General features: G+C 75.3%; 20 protein-coding genes. 13 read left to right on the plus strand and 7 right to left on the minus strand.

Annotated features, from left to right (window positions below; genetic code table 11):
• Nucleotides 1–41: 41 nt before the first annotated feature.
• Nucleotides 42–1475 (minus strand): class I adenylate-forming enzyme family protein, encoded by a 1434-nt coding sequence (locus ACFY2K_RS15160; protein ID WP_380526443.1) that lies wholly within the window; start codon nt 1473–1475, stop codon nt 42–44.
• Nucleotides 1476–1663: 188 nt separating this feature from the next.
• Between ACFY2K_RS15160 and ACFY2K_RS15165 the strand changes: the two genes are divergently transcribed.
• The 4 genes from ACFY2K_RS15165 (at nt 1664) to ACFY2K_RS15180 (ending at nt 6024) form a co-directional block, all read left to right on the plus strand.
• Nucleotides 1664–2764 (plus strand): alpha-hydroxy acid oxidase, encoded by a 1101-nt coding sequence (locus ACFY2K_RS15165; RefSeq protein ID WP_380526445.1) that lies wholly within the window; start codon nt 1664–1666, stop codon nt 2762–2764.
• A 42-nt stretch (nt 2765–2806) separates the two neighbouring features.
• Nucleotides 2807–3613 (plus strand): class I SAM-dependent methyltransferase, encoded by an 807-nt coding sequence (locus tag ACFY2K_RS15170; RefSeq protein ID WP_380526447.1) that lies wholly within the window; start codon nt 2807–2809, stop codon nt 3611–3613.
• Nucleotides 3614–3727: 114 nt separating this feature from the next.
• The gene (locus ACFY2K_RS15175) at nt 3728–4663 is read left to right on the plus strand and encodes an alpha/beta hydrolase (protein WP_387711691.1); all 936 of its coding nucleotides are present in this window, start codon (nt 3728–3730) and stop codon (nt 4661–4663) included.
• 59 nt (nt 4664–4722) lie between these two features.
• A complete protein-coding gene (locus ACFY2K_RS15180) occupies nt 4723–6024 on the plus strand; it encodes a PLP-dependent aminotransferase family protein (RefSeq protein ID WP_380526476.1) in 1302 nt (433 codons plus the stop codon).
• A 79-nt stretch (nt 6025–6103) separates the two neighbouring features.
• Here the strand turns inward: ACFY2K_RS15180 and ACFY2K_RS15185 are convergent, their stop codons facing one another.
• The 4 genes from ACFY2K_RS15185 to ACFY2K_RS15200 form a co-directional block, all read right to left on the minus strand.
• Nucleotides 6104–6868, minus strand: coding sequence for an ABC transporter permease (locus ACFY2K_RS15185; RefSeq protein WP_375886935.1), 765 nt, complete (start codon nt 6866–6868; stop codon nt 6104–6106).
• A gap of 42 nt (nt 6869–6910) precedes the next feature.
• A complete protein-coding gene (locus ACFY2K_RS15190; RefSeq protein ID WP_387711694.1) occupies nt 6911–7885 on the minus strand; it encodes an ATP-binding cassette domain-containing protein in 975 nt (324 codons plus the stop codon).
• 161 nt (nt 7886–8046) lie between these two features.
• Nucleotides 8047–9231, minus strand: coding sequence for a glycosyltransferase (locus tag ACFY2K_RS15195; RefSeq protein ID WP_380592052.1), 1185 nt, complete (start codon nt 9229–9231; stop codon nt 8047–8049).
• The gene (locus tag ACFY2K_RS15200) at nt 9228–9527 is read right to left on the minus strand and encodes a hypothetical protein (RefSeq protein WP_387711696.1); all 300 of its coding nucleotides are present in this window, start codon (nt 9525–9527) and stop codon (nt 9228–9230) included. Before ACFY2K_RS15200 ends, ACFY2K_RS15195 begins: the two co-directional genes overlap by 4 nt.
• Nucleotides 9528–9747: 220 nt before the next feature.
• Between ACFY2K_RS15200 and ACFY2K_RS15205 the strand changes: the two genes are divergently transcribed.
• The 5 genes from ACFY2K_RS15205 to ACFY2K_RS15225 all read left to right on the plus strand — a co-directional run bounded on the left by ACFY2K_RS15205 (nt 9748) and on the right by ACFY2K_RS15225 (nt 14571).
• A complete protein-coding gene (locus ACFY2K_RS15205) occupies nt 9748–10680 on the plus strand; it encodes a 3-oxoacyl-[acyl-carrier-protein] synthase III C-terminal domain-containing protein (protein ID WP_387711698.1) in 933 nt (310 codons plus the stop codon).
• A gap of 92 nt (nt 10681–10772) precedes the next feature.
• On the plus strand, nt 10773–11063 hold the full coding sequence (locus ACFY2K_RS15210; RefSeq protein WP_375886946.1) for a phosphopantetheine-binding protein: 291 nt from the start codon (nt 10773–10775) through the stop codon (nt 11061–11063).
• A gap of 4 nt (nt 11064–11067) precedes the next feature.
• Nucleotides 11068–11898, plus strand: a complete 831-nt coding sequence (locus ACFY2K_RS15215; protein WP_380639652.1) for a hypothetical protein — start codon at nt 11068–11070, stop codon at nt 11896–11898.
• Nucleotides 11895–12572 carry a 4'-phosphopantetheinyl transferase family protein gene (locus ACFY2K_RS15220; RefSeq protein WP_380526459.1) on the plus strand — a complete coding sequence of 226 codons (678 nt, stop codon included), beginning with the start codon at nt 11895–11897 and terminating at the stop codon, nt 12570–12572. The genes ACFY2K_RS15215 and ACFY2K_RS15220 overlap by 4 nt, the downstream gene beginning before the upstream one ends.
• Nucleotides 12573–12672: 100 nt before the next feature.
• Nucleotides 12673–14571, plus strand: coding sequence for a condensation domain-containing protein (locus ACFY2K_RS15225; protein WP_387711701.1), 1899 nt, complete (start codon nt 12673–12675; stop codon nt 14569–14571).
• 29 nt (nt 14572–14600) lie between these two features.
• Here the strand turns inward: ACFY2K_RS15225 and ACFY2K_RS15230 are convergent, their stop codons facing one another.
• Both ACFY2K_RS15230 and ACFY2K_RS15235 read right to left on the minus strand, forming a co-directional pair.
• A complete protein-coding gene (locus tag ACFY2K_RS15230) occupies nt 14601–15269 on the minus strand; it encodes a hypothetical protein (protein WP_380526463.1) in 669 nt (222 codons plus the stop codon).
• Between the two features lie 116 nt (nt 15270–15385).
• Complete coding sequence (locus ACFY2K_RS15235; RefSeq protein WP_375886958.1) at nt 15386–16018, minus strand: RNA polymerase sigma factor; 633 nt, start codon at nt 16016–16018, stop codon at nt 15386–15388.
• A gap of 223 nt (nt 16019–16241) precedes the next feature.
• On the opposite strand from ACFY2K_RS15235, the gene ACFY2K_RS15240 reads away from it, so the two are divergent.
• The 4 genes from ACFY2K_RS15240 (at nt 16242) to ACFY2K_RS15255 (ending at nt 19699) form a co-directional block, all read left to right on the plus strand.
• Entirely contained in the window at nt 16242–17045 is an 804-nt protein-coding gene (locus ACFY2K_RS15240; RefSeq protein ID WP_380592062.1) for an SAM-dependent methyltransferase, read from the plus strand.
• 104 nt (nt 17046–17149) lie between these two features.
• On the plus strand, nt 17150–18037 hold the full coding sequence (locus ACFY2K_RS15245; protein ID WP_380526468.1) for a hypothetical protein: 888 nt from the start codon (nt 17150–17152) through the stop codon (nt 18035–18037).
• A gap of 94 nt (nt 18038–18131) precedes the next feature.
• A complete protein-coding gene (locus ACFY2K_RS15250; protein ID WP_380406617.1) occupies nt 18132–18923 on the plus strand; it encodes an SDR family NAD(P)-dependent oxidoreductase in 792 nt (263 codons plus the stop codon).
• The gene (locus ACFY2K_RS15255) at nt 18920–19699 is read left to right on the plus strand and encodes a polysaccharide deacetylase family protein (protein WP_387711704.1); all 780 of its coding nucleotides are present in this window, start codon (nt 18920–18922) and stop codon (nt 19697–19699) included. The genes ACFY2K_RS15250 and ACFY2K_RS15255 overlap by 4 nt, the downstream gene beginning before the upstream one ends.
• Nucleotides 19700–19760 lie beyond the last annotated feature (61 nt).

Here is a 19760-nt window from a genome sequence, read left to right on the forward strand (position 1 = left end):
TCGGGGTTGTCCGGAGGGTGTCCGGCGGGTGGTGCGTCCGGTCAGCGCACGGCGGCCGCGGCGGTGTCGCGCAGGGCGGCCGGGTCGCGCAGCAGCTTTCCGGTGGCGGTGCGGGGGAGGGCGGGCAGCAGGACGAGGCGGCGCGGCCGCTTGTAGGCGGCGAGCCGGCGAGCCAGCCCGTCCTGGACGAGGGCGGGTTCGGCCCCGGCCTCGACGGACAGGTACGCCTCGATCGCCCCGTCGTCGAAGACGACGACCGCCTCGCGGACCTCGGGCAGCGCGGCGAGGGTCTGCTCGACCTCGGTGAGGTCGACCTTCAACCCGCCGATCGAGACCTGGGAGTCGAGCCGGCCGTGCACGGTGACCAGGCCGGTCGCCTCGTCCAGGGCGGCGGCGTCGCGGGTGTGCAGCCAGCCGTCCGACCAGCGGCCCGGGTCGTCCAGCCCCGGGTACGGGGAGGTGGCGGCGCCGAGCTGCAGCTCGCCGGCGACGAGCCGCATCCGCATGCCGTGGACGGGGCGTTTGGCGGGGTGCAGCGTTCCGTCGAGGTCGGTGGCGATGACCCCGGTCTCGGTCATGCCGTACATGGTGCCGAGCGGTACGCCGTACCGTTCGGTGAACAGCGCGGGCAGGCCGGGGCGGACCAGTTCGCCCGCGACGACCATCCGGCGCAGCTGCGGCAGCGCCGGGGGAGTGACCGTCCCCGCCAGCAGCTCGGCGTGGAAGGGCACTCCGACGACGGTGGTCGGCCGCTGGTCGGCGGCGACCGCGGCGAGGATGCCGGCCGCCGTCATCCGCTCCGGGACGGTGAGCACGGCCCGGGCGTGCAGGGCGTTGAGCAGCCCGCCGACCAGCCCGAGCACGTGCACCACCGAGGACAGCAGGACGACCCGCTCGCCCTCGCCGGGGAACTCCACCAGCCGGCGGTAGCAGTCGAGTTCGCGCAGCAGGTCGGTGGCGGTGCGGGCGATGACCTTGGCCGGGCCGGTGGACCCGGAGCTGAGCTGGATCAGGGCGTGCCCGGTGCGGGCCGGGAGCCCGTCCGGCAGCGGGACGGCGACCGGCTCGACCTCGGAGAAGCCGCGCAGCGCCGCGGCGGGCCGGTGGGCGGAGCCTACCAGCACCTGCGGAGCCAGCCGGGCCACCGCCGCGTCCACTTCGTGGTCGGTCAACCGGTGGTCGAGCAGTGCGACTTGGGCGCCGAGCCGCCAGCAGGCCAGCAGTACGGCGACGAAGGCCACCGAGGGCGGCAGCCGCAGCGCGGCGGTGCCGCCCGGGCCGAGCCCGGCGGCGGTCAGTCGGTCGCACTGGTCCTCGACCAGGGCGCGCAGGGCGTCCCGGTCGAGGGGTGCGCCGAAGTGCAGGCACTCCTCGCCGCCCGGCCCGGCCAGCAGCGACCGTTCGACCCAGTCCTGCGGGGCGTCGGCGTGCGGCGGGGCGGAAAGCGGAAGGGAAAAGCGGGAAAAGCCGGTCAACGCGGCTCCACAACAAGTGAGGGGATTTGACATGGACGCAATGGGCGTCGTTCTCAACCAATACGGTCAATTCCGTTGCCAGACCTTGGCACAGACGTTTGGTCAAATCAAGGTCTATACCAATGTGCTCGTTGCTCCTACGCTGCCGAACCGGGACCGGCCCGCGCGTGGCCGTCCGGGAAACGAGGATGCCCGTGGGAGCACTCACGCTGGCCGGGATCGAGCACGCCGCACGCGACCGACTCCCCCCGGAAATCTGGGACTTCATCGAAGGCGGCAGCGGTGCGGAACGCACTCTGACGGCGAACCGGGAGGTGTTCGGGCACTATGCACTGCGCCCGCGCACCCTGGTCGACGTCTCGGCCTGCGACCCCGCGCTGACCCTGCTCGGCGCCCCGCTGCGGATCCCGCTGGGCATCGCCCCGATGGCCTACCACCGGCTGGTCGACCCGGAGGGCGAGACCGCCACCGCGCGCGCCGCCGGGGCGGCCGGCGCCCTGCTGGTCGCCGGGATGTTCGCCAGCCGCACCCTGGAGGAGATCGCCGGGGCCGCCACCGGCCCGCTCTGGCTCCAGCTCTACTGGCTGCGCCGCCGCGACGCCCTGGCCGCCCTGGTCGAACGCGCCGAGGCGGCCGGCTTCCGGGCCCTGGTGCTGACCGTGGACGCGCCCAGGATCGGCCGCCGGCTGCGCGACCTGCGCAACGGTTTCGCCGTCCCGCCCACCGTCCGCGCGGTCAACCTGGACGAGACCCTGATGTCCGCCAGTCACCGCGCCACCGACGGCGGTTCCGGCATCGCCGAGCACGCCCGCGAGCAGTTCGACCCCACCCTGAGCTGGTCCGACCTGGCCTGGCTGCGCGAGCGCACCCGGCTGCCGCTGGTCCTCAAGGGCGTGCTGACCGCCGAGGACGCCCGGCTGGCCGTCGAGCACGGCGTGGACGCCCTCCTGGTGTCCAACCACGGCGGCCGCCAGCTCGACGGCGCGCTGCCCGCCCTGGCCGCCCTCCCCGAGGTGGTCGACGCGGTGCCCGCCGAGCTCCCGGTACTCCTGGACGGCGGCGTGCGCACCGGCACCGACATCGCCGTCGCCCTCGCCCTCGGCGCCCGGGCCGTGCTGATCGGCCGCCCCGCCCTGTGGGGCCTCGCCGTCGACGGCGAGGCCGGGGTGCACCGGGTGCTCCGCCTGCTGCACGAGGAACTCGACCACACCCTGGCCCTGTTGGGCCGCCCCCGGCTCGCCGACCTGGGCCGCGACGCCCTCGCGCGCTGGCCCCGCCCGGTCGGCTGAACCGCGCCGTACCCGCAGCCCGTTCCTCCAGAAGGAGAACCGATGACCGAACCGACGAGCAGGACCGACGACCGCTTCCCCGGCTGGGACTGGGACGACCCGGACGGGCTGGAGACCCGCCTGGACGCCTTCAGCGCCCAGGTCGCCACCTGCAAGACCCTCGAAGCCCGCCCCGGCGCCCTGCCGCACGACCACCACGACTTCCGCGAACTCGGCCTCACCGGCATCGAGTTCGCCGCCTTCCGGACCGCCCACCCGGAAGGCCTCGGCACCGACCTGGCCACCCTGCGCGGTGCCGCGGCCGACGGCGGGCCCGGCCCCGCCACCGAGCCCGGCACCCTCTACCGGGTCGACGGCGACCGCTGGTTCACCCAACTGGACGTCTCCCGCCCGCTGCCCTTCGCCGACGCCAGCGTCGACTGGGTCTACGCCGAGCACCTGATCGAGCACGTCACCCTGCCCGTCGCGGTCGGCTGGCTGCGCGAGGCCCGCCGGATCCTGCGCCCCGGCGGCGTCCTGCGCCTCACCACCCCCGACCTCGCCCGCTACCTGGTCGGCTACGCCACCGGCGACGGCTTCCTCGGCAAGCACCGCCGCCGGCTCGGCACCCTGGGCTTCGGCCCGCCGATGCCCGCCCGGCCGGCCTTCCTGGTCAACCAGATCTTCCGGTACTACGGCCACCAGTGGATCTACGACCTGGACGAACTGCGGCACGTGCTGACCCTGGCCGGGTTCACCCCCGACCAGATCCGGCACTGCGCCTACCGCCAGGGCCTCCGTTCGGACGTCGCCGACCTCGACACGGCCTTCCGCACCGACGAGACCGTCTACGTCGAGGCCGACCGCTGAACCGGGGCCGAACCCCTGGCCGACCACAGCCCGCCGCAACCCCGCCGCAACCCCGCTGAACCCCCGCCGAGCCGCCGCCCGGCCCCGGCCGGGCCACCGAACGGACCGCCACCCATGCCCCTGCACCCCCAGGCCGAGGCCTACCGCGCCCACCGCGCGCGCAGCGGCGCACCGCCGCTCTACACCCTCACCCTCGCCGAGGCCCGCGCCGCCGACCTCGCCGACATCCGCGCCGCGTCCGGTACCCCCGAGCCGGTCGCCGCCGTCGAGGAGCACCGCATCCCCGGCCCCGGCGGCGAACTCGCCCTGCGGCTCTACCGGCCCGAGCCGCCCGGCCGCCCGCTGCCCGCCCTGCTCTACCTGTTCGGCGGCGGCTGGACGCTCGGCTCGGTCGACACCAGCGACGCGATCTGCCGCCGCCTCACCAACGCCGTCGGCTGCGTCACCGCCTCCGTCGGCTACCGCTCGGCCCCCGAGCACCCCTTCCCCGCCGCCCTGCACGACTGCCGTGCCGCCCTGGAGCAACTGGCTGCCGGGGCCGCGGACTTCGGCATCGACCCGGACCGCCTCGCGGTCGGCGGCGACAGCGCCGGCGGCAACCTCGCCGCCGCCCTGACCCTGCTGCTGCGCGCCGAGGGCGGCCCGACGCTGCGCCACCAGCTGCTGGTCTACCCCAACACCGACCACGCCGCCGACACCCCCTCGCTGCGCGAGCACGACGACCCGCTGCTGTTCAACCGCCGCTCGGCCGCCTGGTACTGGGGCCACTACCTGGCCGACCCGGCCGACGGCGCCTCCTCGTACGCCTCCCCGCTGCGCGCCGCCGACCTGTCCGGCCTGCCGCCCGCGACCGTCCTCACCGCCGAGTACGACCCGCTGCGCGACGAGGGCGAGCGGTACGCCGAGGCGCTCCGCGCGGCCGGGGTCCCGGTGGACCTGCGCCGCTACCAGGGCATGCCGCACGGCTTCTTCGCCATGACCGGCACCCTGGACGCCGCCGCCGAGGCCCAGGCCCACGCGGCCGCCCGCCTCCGGGAGGCCCTGCGGTGACCGACCACGACCCGACCGACCACGACCCGACCGGCGTCGACCGGAGCGCCGACGGCACGATCGCCGACGACCCGACCGACCTGGCCCTCGCCGACCTGCACGGCTCGCTCGCCGACCCGCTGCTGGACGCGATGACCTTCCTCAACGAAGTCACCACCCGCTACCCCGGCGCCGTCTCCTTCGCCCCGGGCCGCCCCTACGAGGGCTTCTTCGAGCCCGAGGACGTCCCCGCCTACCTGGACGGCTACCTCGACCACCTGGCCGACCGCGGCCTCGACCGCGACGCCGTGCGCACCGCGCTGTTCCAGTACGGCCCCACCAAGGGCATCATCGCCGACCTGGTCGCCCGCACCCTCGCCAACGACGAGGGCCTCACCGTCGACCCCGCGGCCGTGGTGCTCACCGTCGGCGCCCAGGAGGGCATGCTGCTGGCCCTGCGCGCCCTGTGCGCCGGCCCGCAGGACGTGCTGCTGGTCAGCTCGCCCTGCTACGTCGGCGTGACCGGGGCGGCCCGGCTGCTCGACCTGACCACCCGGCCGGTCCCCGAGGGCCCCGACGGCGGCCCCGACCCGGCGGCCGTCCGCGCCGCCGCCCGGGAGGTGCGGGCCGAGGGCCGCCGCCCGCGCGCTCTGTACGTCGTCCCGGACTTCGCCAACCCCTCGGGCACCAGCATGCCGGTCGCCGCCCGCACCCGGCTGCTGGACGCCGCCGCCGAGGAGGGCCTGCTGGTCGTCGAGGACAACCCGTACGGCTTCTTCGCCCGCACCCCGGGCCCGCGGCCCACCCTCAAGGCGCTGGACCGCCGCCGCCAGGTCGTCTACCTGGGTTCCTTCGCCAAGACCTGCTTCCCCGGGGCGCGGGTCGGCTACGTGGTCGCGGACCAGCGGGTGGCCGGCCCGGGCGGGCGCCGCAGTCTGCTGGCCGACGAACTGGCCAAGGTGAAGAGCATGACGACGGTCAACACCCCCGCGCTCAGCCAGGCCGTCATCGGCGGCATGCTGCTGGCCCACGACTGCAGCCTGCGGGCCGCCAACGCCCGTGCCACGGCCCACTACGCGGCCGGGATGGACACCCTGCTGCGGGAGCTGGACCGGCACTTCCCGGCCTCCGAGCGGCGCCGGCTGGGGGTGGACTGGAACCGGCCCGAGGGCGGCTTCTTCGCCGTGCTGACGGTGCCGTTCCGGGCCGACGACGCGGCCATGGAGCGCTGCGCCCGGGAGTTCGGGGTGCTCTGGACGCCGATGGCGCCGTTCTACCCGGCGGGCGGCGGCGAGCACCGGCTCCGGCTCTCGATCAGCTCGCTGACGCAGGCCCAGATCATCGACGGTGTCGCCAAGTTGGCGGAGTTCATCCGCTCCTGAGCGGGGCGGAGACAGCAGCGGGGCCCGGCTCGCGGGTGCGAGCCGGGCCCCTTCCGTACCTCCGGTCGGCGTACCCGCGTCAGCGCACCCGGGTGGAGAACAGCCGGGCCGACCAGTACACCGCCAGGACGGTCATCAGCACGACCACCAGCAGGCCCTGCCAGACCGCGGGGTCCCCGGCGTGCCCCGAGAACAGCGCGCGCATGCCCTCCACCGCCCAGTAGAAGGGGTTCCACCGGGCGAGCTGCTGTTGCCACTGCGGCGCCAGGGTGAGCGGCAGCAGCACCCCGGAGAGCAGCGCGATCGGCTGGGCGATGGTGTTCACCACCGGCGACATGGCGGCGTCGGTGGGCACCATCAGCGCGATCCCGTAGGAGATCGCGGAGGTCATCAGGGCCAGCAGGGCCAGCAGGACGTAGGCGAGCAGCAGGTTCAGCGGGCTGACCCGCAGGCCGAACGGCAGCGCGATCAGGGTGATCAGCACGGCCTGCACCAGCAGCGCCACCATCTCGCGCAGGGCCCGGCCGAGCAGCAGCGCCAGTCGGCTGACCGGGGTGACCCGGGAGCGCTCGATGATCCCGGCCCGCAGTTCGCCCAGCAGGCTGAAACCGGTGAACAGCCCGCCGAAGATGCACAGCACGGCCAACAGGCCCGGTACGTAGACCTGGTAGGTGTCGGCGTAGCTGCCGGAGCCGTCCGGGGTGAGCACCTTCTTCAACAGCGGGGCGAACAGCACCAGGTAGAACAGCGGCTGGATGATGCCGACGGCGATCCAGATCGGGGTGCGGATCATGAGCAGCAGCTGGCGCTGGAGGATCAGCCAGGTGTCGCGGGCGAGCTTCACGGTCTCCCCAGGGGGTCGGGCAGGCAGGGCGGTGGGGCTGGATCAGGACTGCTGCAGCGAGCGGCCGGTGCGGGCCAGGAACACGTCGTCCAGGCTGGGCCGTTGGAGCTGCACGGTGCCGGGGGTGACGCCTGCCGCCTCCAGGGCGCGCAGCAGCCGCGGGATGGCGGCCGCGCCGTCCTCCAGGTAGAGCCGCAGCCCCTCGTCGCCGTTGGCCTCCAGCCGGTGCAGGTACGGCTGCGGGCGGAGCACCGCCGCGGCGCGTTCGGCGACGTCCTCGCCCGGGAGGAGCCCGAGCAGCACGACGTCGCCGGAGATCTCCCGCTTGAGCGCCTGGGGCGTGCCCTCGACCACCACCTGGCCGTGGTCGACGATGGCGACGCGGTCGCAGAGCGCGTCGGCCTCGTCCAGGTAGTGGGTGGTGACGACCACGGTCATGCCCTCGGTGCGCAGCCGGCGGATCTCCTCCCAGACGTACGCCCGGCTGGCCGGGTCCAGCCCGACCGTGGGCTCGTCCAGGAACAGCACCTGCGGCTGGTGGATGACCCCGAGGGCGATGTCCACCCGGCGGCGCTGGCCGCCGGAGTAGGTGGCGCACGGCCGGTCGCCGAAGTCGCCCAGGTCGAAGGCCTTGAGGGCGTCCTCGGCGGCCTGTACGGCCCGGGCCTTGCCCGCGCCGTACAGGCGGGACTGGAGCACCAGTTCCTCGCGGGCGCTGACGGTGTCGGTGGTGCCGCCGCCCTGGGCGACGTAGCCGATCCGGCGGCGGACCCCGGCGGGGTCGGTGAACAGGTCGGCCCCGGCGATGGTGGCCCGTCCGCCGTCGGGGCGGATCAGGGTGGCCAGCATGCGCAGGGTGGTGGTCTTCCCGGCGCCGTTGGGGCCAAGGAAGCCGTAGATCTCGCCGGCGGCGACGGACAGGTCGATGCCGCGCACGGCGTCGACGGTGGAGTCCTCGCCGCTTCGGCGGGAGGTCTTCTTGCGGTAGGACTTGCGCAGTCCCGCGGTCTCGATCAACCGGAACTCCCGTACGGGGATGGGCTGCCACGGCACCCGGGAAAGGGCGGGCTCGGCGCCTGGGAAAGGCGGTGTTGCTGCGACACCCTAGAGGCGGACCAGGCCCGGAGACAATGGCCTAGACCAATGGACGTGTGATCACCTGTTCTGCTAAGGGGCGGTCACGGGGCGGTCGCCGGGGGCTGAGGCCGAGGGCCCAGCGCCTCCAGCCGGTCCGCGGCCGCCGTCGCGCCGCCGCCCGCCAGCAGGTCCCGGCCGACCTGAACCGCGCGGTCCCGGTGCTCCGTGGAGTCGAGTACGGCGGTGAGCGCCGCCGCCAGCCGCTCGGGCGTGACCCGGGCGAACGGCACCCGCAGGCCCGCCCCGGCCGCCGCTACCTGCGCGGCGACGAAGGGCTGGTCGTGCCGGATCGGCGCGGTCACCAGCGGTACCCCGTGCGCCAGCGCCTCGCCCACGGTGTTCATCCCCCCGTGGCAGAGCACCGCGTCCAGCTCGCCGCGTGCCAGCAGCTCCAGCACCGGCGCCCGGTCCACCGCCACCGCGTGCGGGGGGAGTTCGGACGGCGGGGGCAGCAGCTCGCGCGGCGCCGCGAACACCGGCTGCACCTGCGGGCCGCACAGCTCCAGCGCCCGGACGGCCCGGGCGAGGAAGTCGGCGCCCAGCTCTCCCGCCAGCGTGCCCATGGTGACCAGCACCCGCCGCCGCCCGGGCAGCAGCCGCTGCCAGGGGAAGTCCGGATCGTGCGGGCGCGGCGCGAGCACCGGCCCGACCTGCGCGTGGTGCGGCGGCGCGGCGCTCCCGGTCAGCGCCGGCCCGGTGGTGGCCAGCACCAGGGCGGGGGAGAAGCGCGGGTCCAGGTACTCCTCGGCGGGCAGCCCGGCCCGCTCCCACAGGCCGCGCAGCAGCCCGGTCATCCAGGCCTCGACCTGCGGCAACGCCCGGTAGGGGTGGCCCAGTTCCATCGCCCCGGGCGCGAAGGACGCCCACGGCAGGCCGTGCCGGTGCGCGACCAGGGCGCCCGCCGGGGTGTGCTGGTCGACCAGCAGCACGTCCGGCCGGTACTCCCGCACGAGGGTGTCCAGCGGCTTCGCGGTGAACCGGGCGTACGGGACGATGAAGCCCTCCCAGAGCGAGCGCAGCGCCGCCAGGCCGTGCCCGCCCTGGGCCCGGAAGGCCCGGGTGCCGGTGCCGAGCACCCGCGCGTCCGGGCCGAGCAGCGGGCGCAGCACCGACTCCGTGCCGGTCCAGGCGACTTCGTGACCGCGTGCGGTCAGTTCGGCGGCGATGCCCGCGGCCGGGTTGACGTGTCCGGTGAGCGGCGGCATCACCAGCAGGAACCGGGTCATCGGCGGTCCTCCTCGGGGAGCAGGGCCTGGAGGTCGGCGACGGTCAGCGCCTCCAGGGCGGCCAGGTCCAGTCCGGCCCGCAGAGCGGCCAGGTCGGCGGCGGGGCCGAAGCGTGCGGGCAGCCGGACGGCCAGCGCGGCGAGTTCGCACTCGTCCAGCAGCAGGTCGCCGTCCAGGCGGGCGTCCGGGGCCAGCCGGTCCGCCCAGGCGGGCGGCGCGCCGGCCACCTCGGCCAGCAGGGCGGCCAACACCCGGTTCAACGGCTGCGCGGGGAGGGCTGGTTCACGGTCTGACATGGGAGGTTCTCCCGTCCGGTCGACGGTGCGGAGTGGCGTGCGGGGTGACGTGCGCAAGGGCGGTGCGGAGTGGGGTGGCGCGGCGGCCCCGGTGGAGCGGCCCGCGCGTGGCGCGGGGGGCCGGGGAGGGCGGCTCCGAGGGCGCCCGAGGAGGCGGTCGCGCAGGAGAAGCGCCCGAGATCACTTGTGCGACCAGGCGGGCGTCGGAATACTAGCCCGGGTGACCGCACTGGAGGCAGTGGCCGTTCACCTCCCCCCACACGCCGTGCCCATCGAGGCGGTGGGCGAGCGCATCGGCCTGACCCCACGTCAACTCCGTCTCTTCCGCCGCTTCCACGGCCTGGACCAGCTGCGGCTGGATCGGGGCGGGACGCTGCCCGACCTGCTCGACGCAACCCTCGACGACCTGCCGGAGCTGCGCGGACGCGAACAGCACGTCCGCTTCGTGATCCACGCCCGCAGCATGCCGGTGGCCGTGCCCTACCCGCTCAACCCCCTGCACGAGGTGCTCGCCGGCCGTGGGCTGGCGCACGCGAGCGCTTTCACGGTGACCCACCACGCCTGCGCGGTGGGCCTGTTGGCCATCGACCTGGCGGGCCGACTGCTGGCCGGCGATCCCGACCCGCAGGCCCTCGCCCTGGTGCTGGCGGGGGAGAAGACCTTCACCAAGGACGCCCAGGTCGTGCCGGAGACCGGGATCTTCGCCGAGGGCGCGGCCGCCTGCCTGGTCAGCGCGGACGGGCCGCAGCACCGGGTGCGCTCCTTCGCGGTGCGCCAGCGCCCGGAGTTCGACGGCCGGCTGGCCGAGGACGCGGAGCTGCTCGCCCGCTACCAGCGGGAGTACCCGAACGTCATGGTGGAGGCGATCGAGGCTGCCCTCCAGCAGGCCGGTCTGGACCTCTCCGACCTGGCCGCGGTGCTTCCGCACAACGTCAACCAGGCGTCGTGGCGGATGATAGCGCGGCGGATCGGCTATCCGCTCGACCAGGTGGTGCTGGACAACGTGCTGTCGGTCGGGCACAGTTTCGCTGCGGACAGCCTCATCAATCTTCACACCGCCACCACGCGGGGGCTGATCCGCCGCGGCGACCACTACCTGATCGCCGCCGCCGGTATCGGGGCCACCTTCTCCGCGATGGTGATGCAGTACTGACGCTCCGTCAGTCGACCGCTCGAACCACCGGGCGCGTTTCCCACGTTGTCAATCCAGAGCACACTTCCCACGCACGACGGGACGGGACACCCATGTCAGAATCACTGGTCCAGACCACTGACCCCGAGCTGCGCGAGCGGATCCTGCACGGCATCGGCGAACTCCTGCCACGCGTGCTCAAGCGCGAGCTGCCCGAGATCCCCGCGGACGCCTGCCTGTTCGACGACCTCGGCCTCACCTCGGCCGGCACCATCGAGCTCATCCTGGAGCTGGAGGAGTCGCTCGACATCCAGGTGGACGTGGAGCAGATCACCGAGGACGACCTGCGGTCGGTCACCAAGCTGGCCGACTACGTCGCCGGGCACCTCATCGCCGAGGACTGACCGGGTGCCCGTCGGTCCCCCCGGTTCCCCTGTCGGCCCTGCCGCTCCGACCGGTGCGCCCGCCCCGGCCGGACTGCGGATCACCCGGGTCCTCGCCCGGTGCTCCGACGGCCGTTCGGAGGCCTCGCTCGACCCCGACCTGCGGGTCTTCGTCTCCGACCTGGTCCGCCCGTACGGCCTGCCGCTGCGCGAGGACCTGCTGCGCGAGGGCGTCGGCCACTCCTACGAGGAACTGGCCGCCGGGCTGCTGCGCGAGGCGGTGGGCGAGGACGAGCCGGTGGACCTCCTGATCCTCGCCTTCGACACCCCGGACGTGCGCCCCGGCGCACCGTCCTCGCTCGCGCTCAGCCGGTCCGTCCCCGGCGGGCCGCTGGCCTTCGCGGTCTGCGACCAGGGCAGCGCCGCGGCCTTCACCGCCCTGCGGCTGGCCGCCGAGTACCACCGCACCGGAGCCTGCCGCCGGGCGGTGGTGGTGCTCGCCGAACAGACCGCGCTGCACTACGAGCCGGCCGAGCCGGTGGCGCTGCCCCGGCGGCACGCCGTGGTGGTGCTGGTCTGCGAGGAGGAACCGGGCGAGGGACTGACCGTGCGGCAGCAGCACCACCCCGCCGACCGCCCGGCGTCCGCCGTCCGGGCCCGGACGGCGGAGCTGGGCCCCGGGGCGGCGGTGCTGGACGCGACCGGCACCGCCGACGGGCCCGCCGCGCAGCCGTTCACCGGCCCGTGGGCGGAGCTCGCCGAGCGGCTGCCCGAGTGGCGGGCGCAGCGGCGCCCGCTGCTGGTCGCCGGGCTGGACCGCCGGCTCGGGGTGCTGAGCACCCTGGCCCAGCCGTGACCGCCGTCGACCTGCGGCTGATCGACGCCGATCAGCCGGCCGAGGTGGTCGCCCGGCTGTGGCGGACGCTGGACGCGGAGGAACGGGCCCGCGCGGTGCGGGCGGACGCCGTGCGGCGGAGCCGGTTCACCGTGGTGCGCGGCGCCGTCCGGGAGCTGGTCGCCGAGCGGCTCGGCATCCGCCCGGCCGAGGTGGTCTGGCGGCGGGGCCGGCACGGCAAGCCGGAGCCGGTGGGCGCGGGCGGGTTACGGGTGAACTGGTCGGCCGCGGAGTCGCTGGCGGTGCTGGCCCTGGCCGAGGGCCGGGCGGTCGGCGTCGACGTGGAGCGGCTGCGGGAGGCCCGGCTCGCCGAGCGGATGGCGGCCCGCTGGTTCCCCTTCGAGGAGGCGCGCTTCGTCGCGGAGGCGGCCGAGCCCGCCGAGCGGGCGGCCCGGTTCACCGTGCTCTGGTGTCGCCGGGAGGCTTGCGTGAAGGCGTACGGCGGGCGGCTGGTCCAGGCGCTCGGGGTGTCCGTGGCGGGCCCCTCCCCGCTGTCGGTGGCGGATCCCGGCCCGCTCGGGGCCGGTCCGGTGGGGCTGCGCGACGTGTCCGTCCCGGAGCCGTACCGGGCTGCCGTCGCTCTGCTCGGAGACTGTCCTGATCAGGTCAACTCCCTTTTCTGGTCAGCGAGTTGATTGACCGTCGGCTCGCCTGGACGATCACCGGCGGCCGCTGGTAGCGTCCGCCCGTACTCCCCGCTGAGACCTTCCCGGCGAGCCGAAGGGCACGTACGACGTGACTGCGCACCACGCTGCACCGCGAGCTGCCGACCCGCACGAGACCGACCCGCACCAGACCGACCCGCACGACGCCGATCCGCACGACGCCGACCCGTACGAGGCGGCACCGCACGGCCCGGCCCGGGCGCACCGGCGGATCACCGTCCGCTTCGCCGCGACGACCGGCGGCTCGGGGCCGCTCACCCGGGGCCAGGACAACATGATCCGGTGCATCCGGCGCGACGCCCCCGAGGCGATCAACAAGGAGTCGGTCTGGCCCGTGCCGCCCGGCGCCTCGCTCGCCGCCGGCCTGGACGCGCTGCGGCTGCTGGTCGAGCGGCACGAGTCGCTGCGCACCTCCTTCCCGCCCGGCCCCGGTCCGGACGCCTTCCCGGTGAGCCAGGTGGTGCGCGGGGACGGCCGGTTCGCCGTCACCGCGGTCGAGGCGGGTGGTCTGGATGTCCGTGAACTCGACGCACTGGCAGCTGAGTTGGGTCAGGCCGACGTCGCGGTGCCGGTCCCTCTGGACATCGTGCCGAGGATCCGCTTCACCCTGCTCGTCGACGGGCAGCGGCTGCTCCGGCTGATCGCCGTGGTCTGCCACGCCGGTGCCGACGGCGCGGCCACCGCGCTGCTGATCCAGGACTGGTACGCCCTCGCGGCCGGGAAGGAGCTCCCGCCCGTCAGCGCCCCGACGCCGATCCAGATCGCCGCCGCCGAACAGAGCCCGCAGGGCCGCCGCCGGGCGGCCGGTGCGTTGCGGCACTGGGCCCGGGTGCTGGGCAGCGGCCCGCAGGTGGTGTTCGCCGACTCCCGGATCACCGGCCCGCCGAGCGGCCCCGCCGCCCTGATGGTGCGCTCCCGCACTGCGGCCGCCGACCTCGCCGCGGTCTGCCGCCGCACCGGCGCGAGCCCCTCCGTCGTCCTGCTCGCCGCCTTCTCCGCCCTGGTCGCCCAGCGGGCCGGGCGTGCGGAGCTGGCCGTCTCGGCGCTCTCCGCCAACCGCCAGCGCGCCGCGCTGCTCGACCACGTCGGCACCCTCGCCCAGGACGCCCTGATCCTGCTCGACACCGGCACCGCCGACCTCGACCAGCTGATCGGGCGCACCAAGTCGGCCTCGCTGAGCGCCTACTGGCACAGCGTGCTGGACGCCGAGCAGGTCTGGCAGCTGGTGGAGGACGCCGCACACGTGCGCGGCTCCCGGTTCGCCCGCCAGGTGGTCGTCAACGACCTGAGCCTCACCATCCCGGCCGCCGTCGCCGACGCCCAGCCGGCCGCCACCGCCGACCCCGAACTCACCCCGCTGCCGGCCCCGCCGCTGCCCGTCCGGCTGATGTTCACCATCCTGCGGATCGCCGGGAGCCTCGACTTCGCCCTGATCTCCTGCCCCCAGGTGCTCGACCCCGAGGAGACCGAGCGCTTCGCCCGGGCCCTGCTCGACCTGCTCGCGAAGGCCGCCGTGGGGCCCGTCCCGCTCGCCGAGCTGCACGCGGCCCCCGGCCCGCCCGCTGCTGCTGCCGGCGCCGACGCGAGCGGCGGTGACTGGCAACTCGTCGACGGGGCCCGGATCGACCTGGCGGCCGTCCTCGGCCTGGTCGGTGCCGCACTCGACACCGCCCTGGACACCGGCCTGGACACCGGACCCGGCGACGACCCCCGCCCCGCGCCGGACGTCCGCCCCGACTGTCGGGTCACGGTCGAGGACGGCAGGTTGACCGTGGACCTGACCACCGCCGACCCCCACCTGACCCCCGCCGACGTGCACCGCGCGGTGGTCGCCGCGCTCCCCGGCCGGGACACCGCGATGGCGCCGCAGCACTACCGGATCCACCACCTCGGCCCGGACGGCGAGCGGCTCGCCTCGGGCAGCGGCCGTGACCCGGAGGTCGTCGCCCGGTTCTCGGCACTCACCTGAACGTGGGACCGCGGGGCCGCCGGGGGTCGTCACCCCAACGGGTCCCGTCGGTCCTGCGGTTCCTCCTCGCCGAATGCCCGGGAGAGGTCCCAGGAGCACGCCGAGGTCGCGCCGGAGGTGAGCCCCCACGGGTTCGGCACCTCCTCCTCGTCCCCGTCCTGCAACGGCAGCCGGTCGATCACCGCGACCAGCGCGGGCGGCAGTTGCGGGGCCAGCCCCCGGTGCACCCGGGCGAGGATGTCCCGCCGCGCGTCCTCCGGCAGCAGCGGCCGGCTCATCCGCAACGGCCTTGGCCCGGGCGGGCGTTCGGTCGTCGACAGTTGTTCGGACCAGGCCCGCCAGTAGTCGGCGTCGTCGGTCTCGCCGAGCATCAGGTGGTGCAGGTGGAGGCAGTACGCGGCCGTCCCGCTGCCCGAGCCGGCCGCGAAGCGCCACCAGAACTCGGCGCCCTCCTCCTTGCCGGTGGCGTACAGCAGGGCGCCGAACACCTCGGCCCCCTCGGGCTGGATCCGGCGGGCGTTGACCAGCAGGTCCAGCCCGCGGGAGGCACAGGGCGCACCCAGCACCAGGGCGACCACCAGGCCGAGTTCGAAGGCGGCCTGCTCGTGCTCGGTGGGCAGGTGGGCCGGTGCGGCGGTGATCCGGGCCTGCCGCAGGGCCGCGATCCGCTCGGCGTGGGCACGTTCGGACCGGGGCACGTGGAACACCGCGCGCCCCCCGTCTGCCGCACGCTCCCCGCTCACCCCGTCGGCCGCACCCGCCCCGTCCCCACGTCGCTCCACCCCGTCCCGACGTCGCTCCACCCCGTCGGCGTTCACGCTTCGCCGCCGCGGTCCGGCAGTTCACCCACCCCGAGCCGGCGGGCCAACCGCTCCCGGGCGTGCCGCAGGTTGGAGTGCACCGTGGCCACCGGCCGTCCCAGGTACGCCGCGATCACCTTGGCGTGCAGGCCCAGCAGGTAGCGCAGGATCACCACGTCCCGCTGCCGGTCCGGCAGTTCGAGGATCGCCGCGTACAGCCGTACCTCGTCCGCCTCGCTGTGCAGCAGCCCGTCGGCGACCTGCTTGAACGCCCCGATCACCGCCGCGAAGGTGACCGCCTCCACCTCGACCGGCTCCTCGGCCGACACCCAGTCCCCGACGTGCCGGTTCGCCAACCGCCAGGCGTACGCGGCCGGTTCCTCGAACCGCAGCACCTGGGGCCAGCAGCGGGCCAGGTCGGCCTTGACCGCCTCGACCACCAGTACGGCGTCGGTCTGGCTGCCTATCCTGGTCAACGCGAGGGCGTGCCAGGCGGGTTCGTGGGTCTCGCAGAAGGCGGCGTAGGTGAGGTCCAGTCGCAGGCCCGGCTCCATCACCGCCATCCGCTCCACCCCTGCGGCACCGGCGTGCTCCACTGCCGTCCCGCCCCGGTACCCGCGCGCGGGGGCACCCCTGTCGATCGTCATCGAGCCTGCTTTCCGTGGCCGTCGGCTGCGCACCGGGCCACCCGAGGGTCGGGCTGTCCGCGCCCATCCTCATTCCATCAGGCCCGTCACTCCAGGCTGCAAAGCGAATACAGATTGTCATCTCATCCGATTCCATGCGAATTCGGGCCGGCCGGGGGACGATTGGCCCCCGGACGCGGTGGGCAGCAATCGGACGGTGTCCACGGAGCCGAGGGGGAGGGCCATGAGCCTCTACGACGGGGTCGACCTGCGGCTGAACGTGCCGCACTCGGCCCGGATGTACGACTACTACCTGGGCGGCTTCACCAACTTCGCCGCCGACCGCGAGGCCGCCGGCCACGTCCTCGCCATCGCCCCCTGGCTGCGCGACGCCGCCCGCGCCAACCGCTCCTTCGTGCACCGCTCCACCCGCGCCCTCGCCCAGGCGGGCATCGACCAGTTCCTGGACATCGGCACCGGCATCCCGACCTCGCCCAACCTCCACGAGGTCGCCCAGAGCGTCCGGCCCGGGGCCAGGGTCGTCTACGCCGACAACGACCCCATCGTCCTCACCCACGCCCAGGCCCTGCTCACCGGCACCCCCGAGGGCCGAACCGCCTACGTCGAGGCCGACGTCACCGACCCGGACAGCCTGCTCGCCGCACCCGGCCTGCGCGAGACCATCGACCTCACCCGCCCGGTCGCGCTCTCCCTCAACGCGCTGCTTCACTTCGTCCCCGACGCCCACGGCGCCCATGAGCTGGTCGACCGCCTCAAGTCCGTCCTCGCCCCCGGCAGCGCCCTGGTGATGACCCACGTCACGCCCGATTTCGCGCCCGAGGAGATCCGCCGGATCGTCGGCATCTACCAGGCCGCCGGCACCGCCGCCCAGGCCCGCACCCACGCCGAGTTCGTCCGCTTCTTCGACGGCTGGACCCTCCTCGAACCCGGCGTCGTCCCCACTCCGCACTGGCGGCCCCAGTCCGACGAACCGGCCGTCTCGGCCTCCGACGCCACCGCCTACGCCGGCGTGGCGCTGCGGCCCTGAAACCGGGACGAACCGGGACGGTCGGGACGCCGCCCACCCGTGCACCCCCGCCGTGCCGGGCCCAGACTGAGTGGTGAACCGCTGCCGCCCCGCGAGGGAGACGCATGCTGCTGGGACTCACCACCGCGCTGGTCGCCACCGTCTGCTTCGGCTTCGGGGCGGTGTTCCAGGCGCGCGGGGCGCGGTCGGCGCCGCGCGCGGACCGGGTGCGGGCGGGCCTGCTGGCCGCGCTGCTGCGGTCCTGGCAGTTCATCCTCGGGACGCTCCTGGACATCCTCGGCTTCGTGCTGAGCATCGTCGCCCTGCGCAGTCTCCCGCTGTTCCTGGTGCAGGCCGTCACCAACGCGAGCCTCGCCGTCACCGCCCTGGCCGCCGTCTGGCTGCTGGGCGCACGGCTGCGCCGCGGCGACGCGGCGGGCATCGCCGCCGTCGTGGTGGGCCTCGGCCTGCTGGCCCTGGGCTCCGGCAGGGAGGGCCGGGAGTACGCCCCGGCGGCCTTCCACTGGGCGCTGCTGGCGACCACCGCCGTGATGCTGCTCGCCACCCTGGTCCTGGTCCGCCGGGAGGGCACCCCGGCCGCGGCCGGCCTCGGCCTGCTGGCGGGCGTCGGCTTCGGGATCACCAGCCTCGCCGTGCGGGTCCTGGACGCCTCCACGCTCACCGCCGTGCTCACCGATCCGGCCGCGTACGCCCTGGCGGTCGGCGGACTGGGCGGCTACCTGGCGTACGCGCTGGCCCTGCAGCGCGGCACGGTGACGGCGGCGACGGCGGCCGGGACGGTGGCCGAGACCTTCGGCCCGGCCCTGGTCGGGGTGGTGTCGCTGGGGGACTCCGCGCGCCCCGGCTTCGCCTGGTGCGCGCTGACAGGCTTCGCGGTCGCGGTGGGCGGCACCTTCCTGCTGTCCCGCTTCGGCGAACTGGAGGGCGGCCCGGCCGAACTGTCGGCCCCGCACCCGGATGCCGAGGCCCAGCCGGCCGTACCGCCCCGGTAGCCCGGACGGCTCCTCCGTGCGAAGGTGACGTGCCGGACAAAACGGACGGCAGAACGCCCACGGACCCGGCAGGTGCGCGATGACGGAGGAAGCCGTGACGTCGGAGGACGCCCAGGCCCGGCCCCGGCGCTCGGGGTCGACCGACCGCCCCGTCGCCCTGATCACCGGCGCCTCCTCGGGCATCGGCCTGGCCACCGCCACCCGACTGGCCGACGCGAACTGGCGGACCCTTCTCTCCGGCACCGACCGCACCCGCCTGGACGCCCTCGCCGAGCGCACCGGCGGCGTCGCCCTCCCCGAGGACCTGAACAAGCCGGACGGCGCCGCCCGCCTCGCCGAGGCCGCGCTCGCCGCCGCCGGGCGGGTGGACGTCCTGGTCGCCAGCGCCGGCCTCGGCTGGCGCGGCCCGTTCGCCGACACCCCGTCCGACACCCTCGACCGGATGATCGAGGTCAACCTGGCCGCCCCGCTGCGGCTGATCCGGCTGCTGCTGCCCGGGATGCTGGAGCGCCGGCACGGCCGGATCGTGCTGCTCGGCTCGATGGCGGGCCAGGTCGGCGTGCGCGACGAGTCCGGCTACTCGGCCACCAAGGGCGGACTGACGATGTTCGCCGAGAGCCTCTGGTACGAACTGCGCGGTACCGGGGTCGGCGTCCGCCTCGTCCTGCCCGGCGCGGTGGACACCCCGTTCTTCGACCGCCGCGGCACCCCGTACCAGCGCGAACGCCCGCGCCCGGTCTCGGCGGAGCGGGTCGCGGACACCGTGGTCGCGACCATCACCACCGAGCGGGACCGCCTCTACGTCCCGCACTGGCTCGGCTTCCCGGCCCGGATCCACGGGGTCGCGCCCGGCGTGTTCCGCCGGATGGCCGCCCGCTTCGGGTGAGACCCTCGGCTCCGCCGGCCCCCCTGGCGCCCCTGGCCCGTCGGGCGGGCACCGGCCTCGCCCTCGCGGCCGGCCTGGAGTTCCTGCACCTCGCCCCGGCAGCGGTCCGCCTCCCGCCGCTGCGCCGCACCCTGGCCCGCCGCACCGCCGGGTACGGCACCGCCCCGGGCCACCTCGCCCTCACCTTCGACGACGGCCCCGACCCGCGCAGCACCCCGTACGTCCTGGACGCCCTCGACGCCCTCGGCGCCCGCGCCACCTTCTTCCTGCTCGGCGGGATGCTGGAACGGGCCCCGGACCTCGGCCGGGACCTGGTGCTGCGCGGCCACGAGGTGGCCGTGCACGGCTGGCACCACCGGCAGCAGTGGTACCCGGCCCCTGCCCGCGACCTGCGCGAACTGCGCCGCGCCGCCGAGGCGGTGACCGACCTGTGCGGCGTCCGCCCGCACTGGTACCGCCCGCCGTACGGCGTACTGACGGCCGGTCCGACGCTGGCCGCCCGCCGGCTGGGCCTGCGCACCGTGCTGTGGACGGCCTGGGGGCGGGACTGGACGGCCGAGGCCACCGGCGAGTCCGTCTACGCCACCGCCCGCCCCGGCCTCACCGCCGGCGCCACCCTCCTGCTGCACGACTCCGACTGCACCTCCGCCCCGGACTCCTGGCGCGCCACCCTGGCCGCCCTCCCGCTGATCGCCGCCCACTGCCGCGCCCGCGCCCTGACCCTCGGCCCGCTGCGGGACCACGCCGTCCCACCCCTTGCCCACGGCGCACGGTAGTTGGGACCATCGACGAGGTCGCGCCCACCACGGGGGCGGGCGCGCCGACAACGGGGGAGGC

Source organism: Kitasatospora sp. NPDC001309 (assembly GCF_042896295.1).
Classification (GTDB): Bacteria; Actinomycetota; Actinomycetes; order Streptomycetales; family Streptomycetaceae; genus Kitasatospora.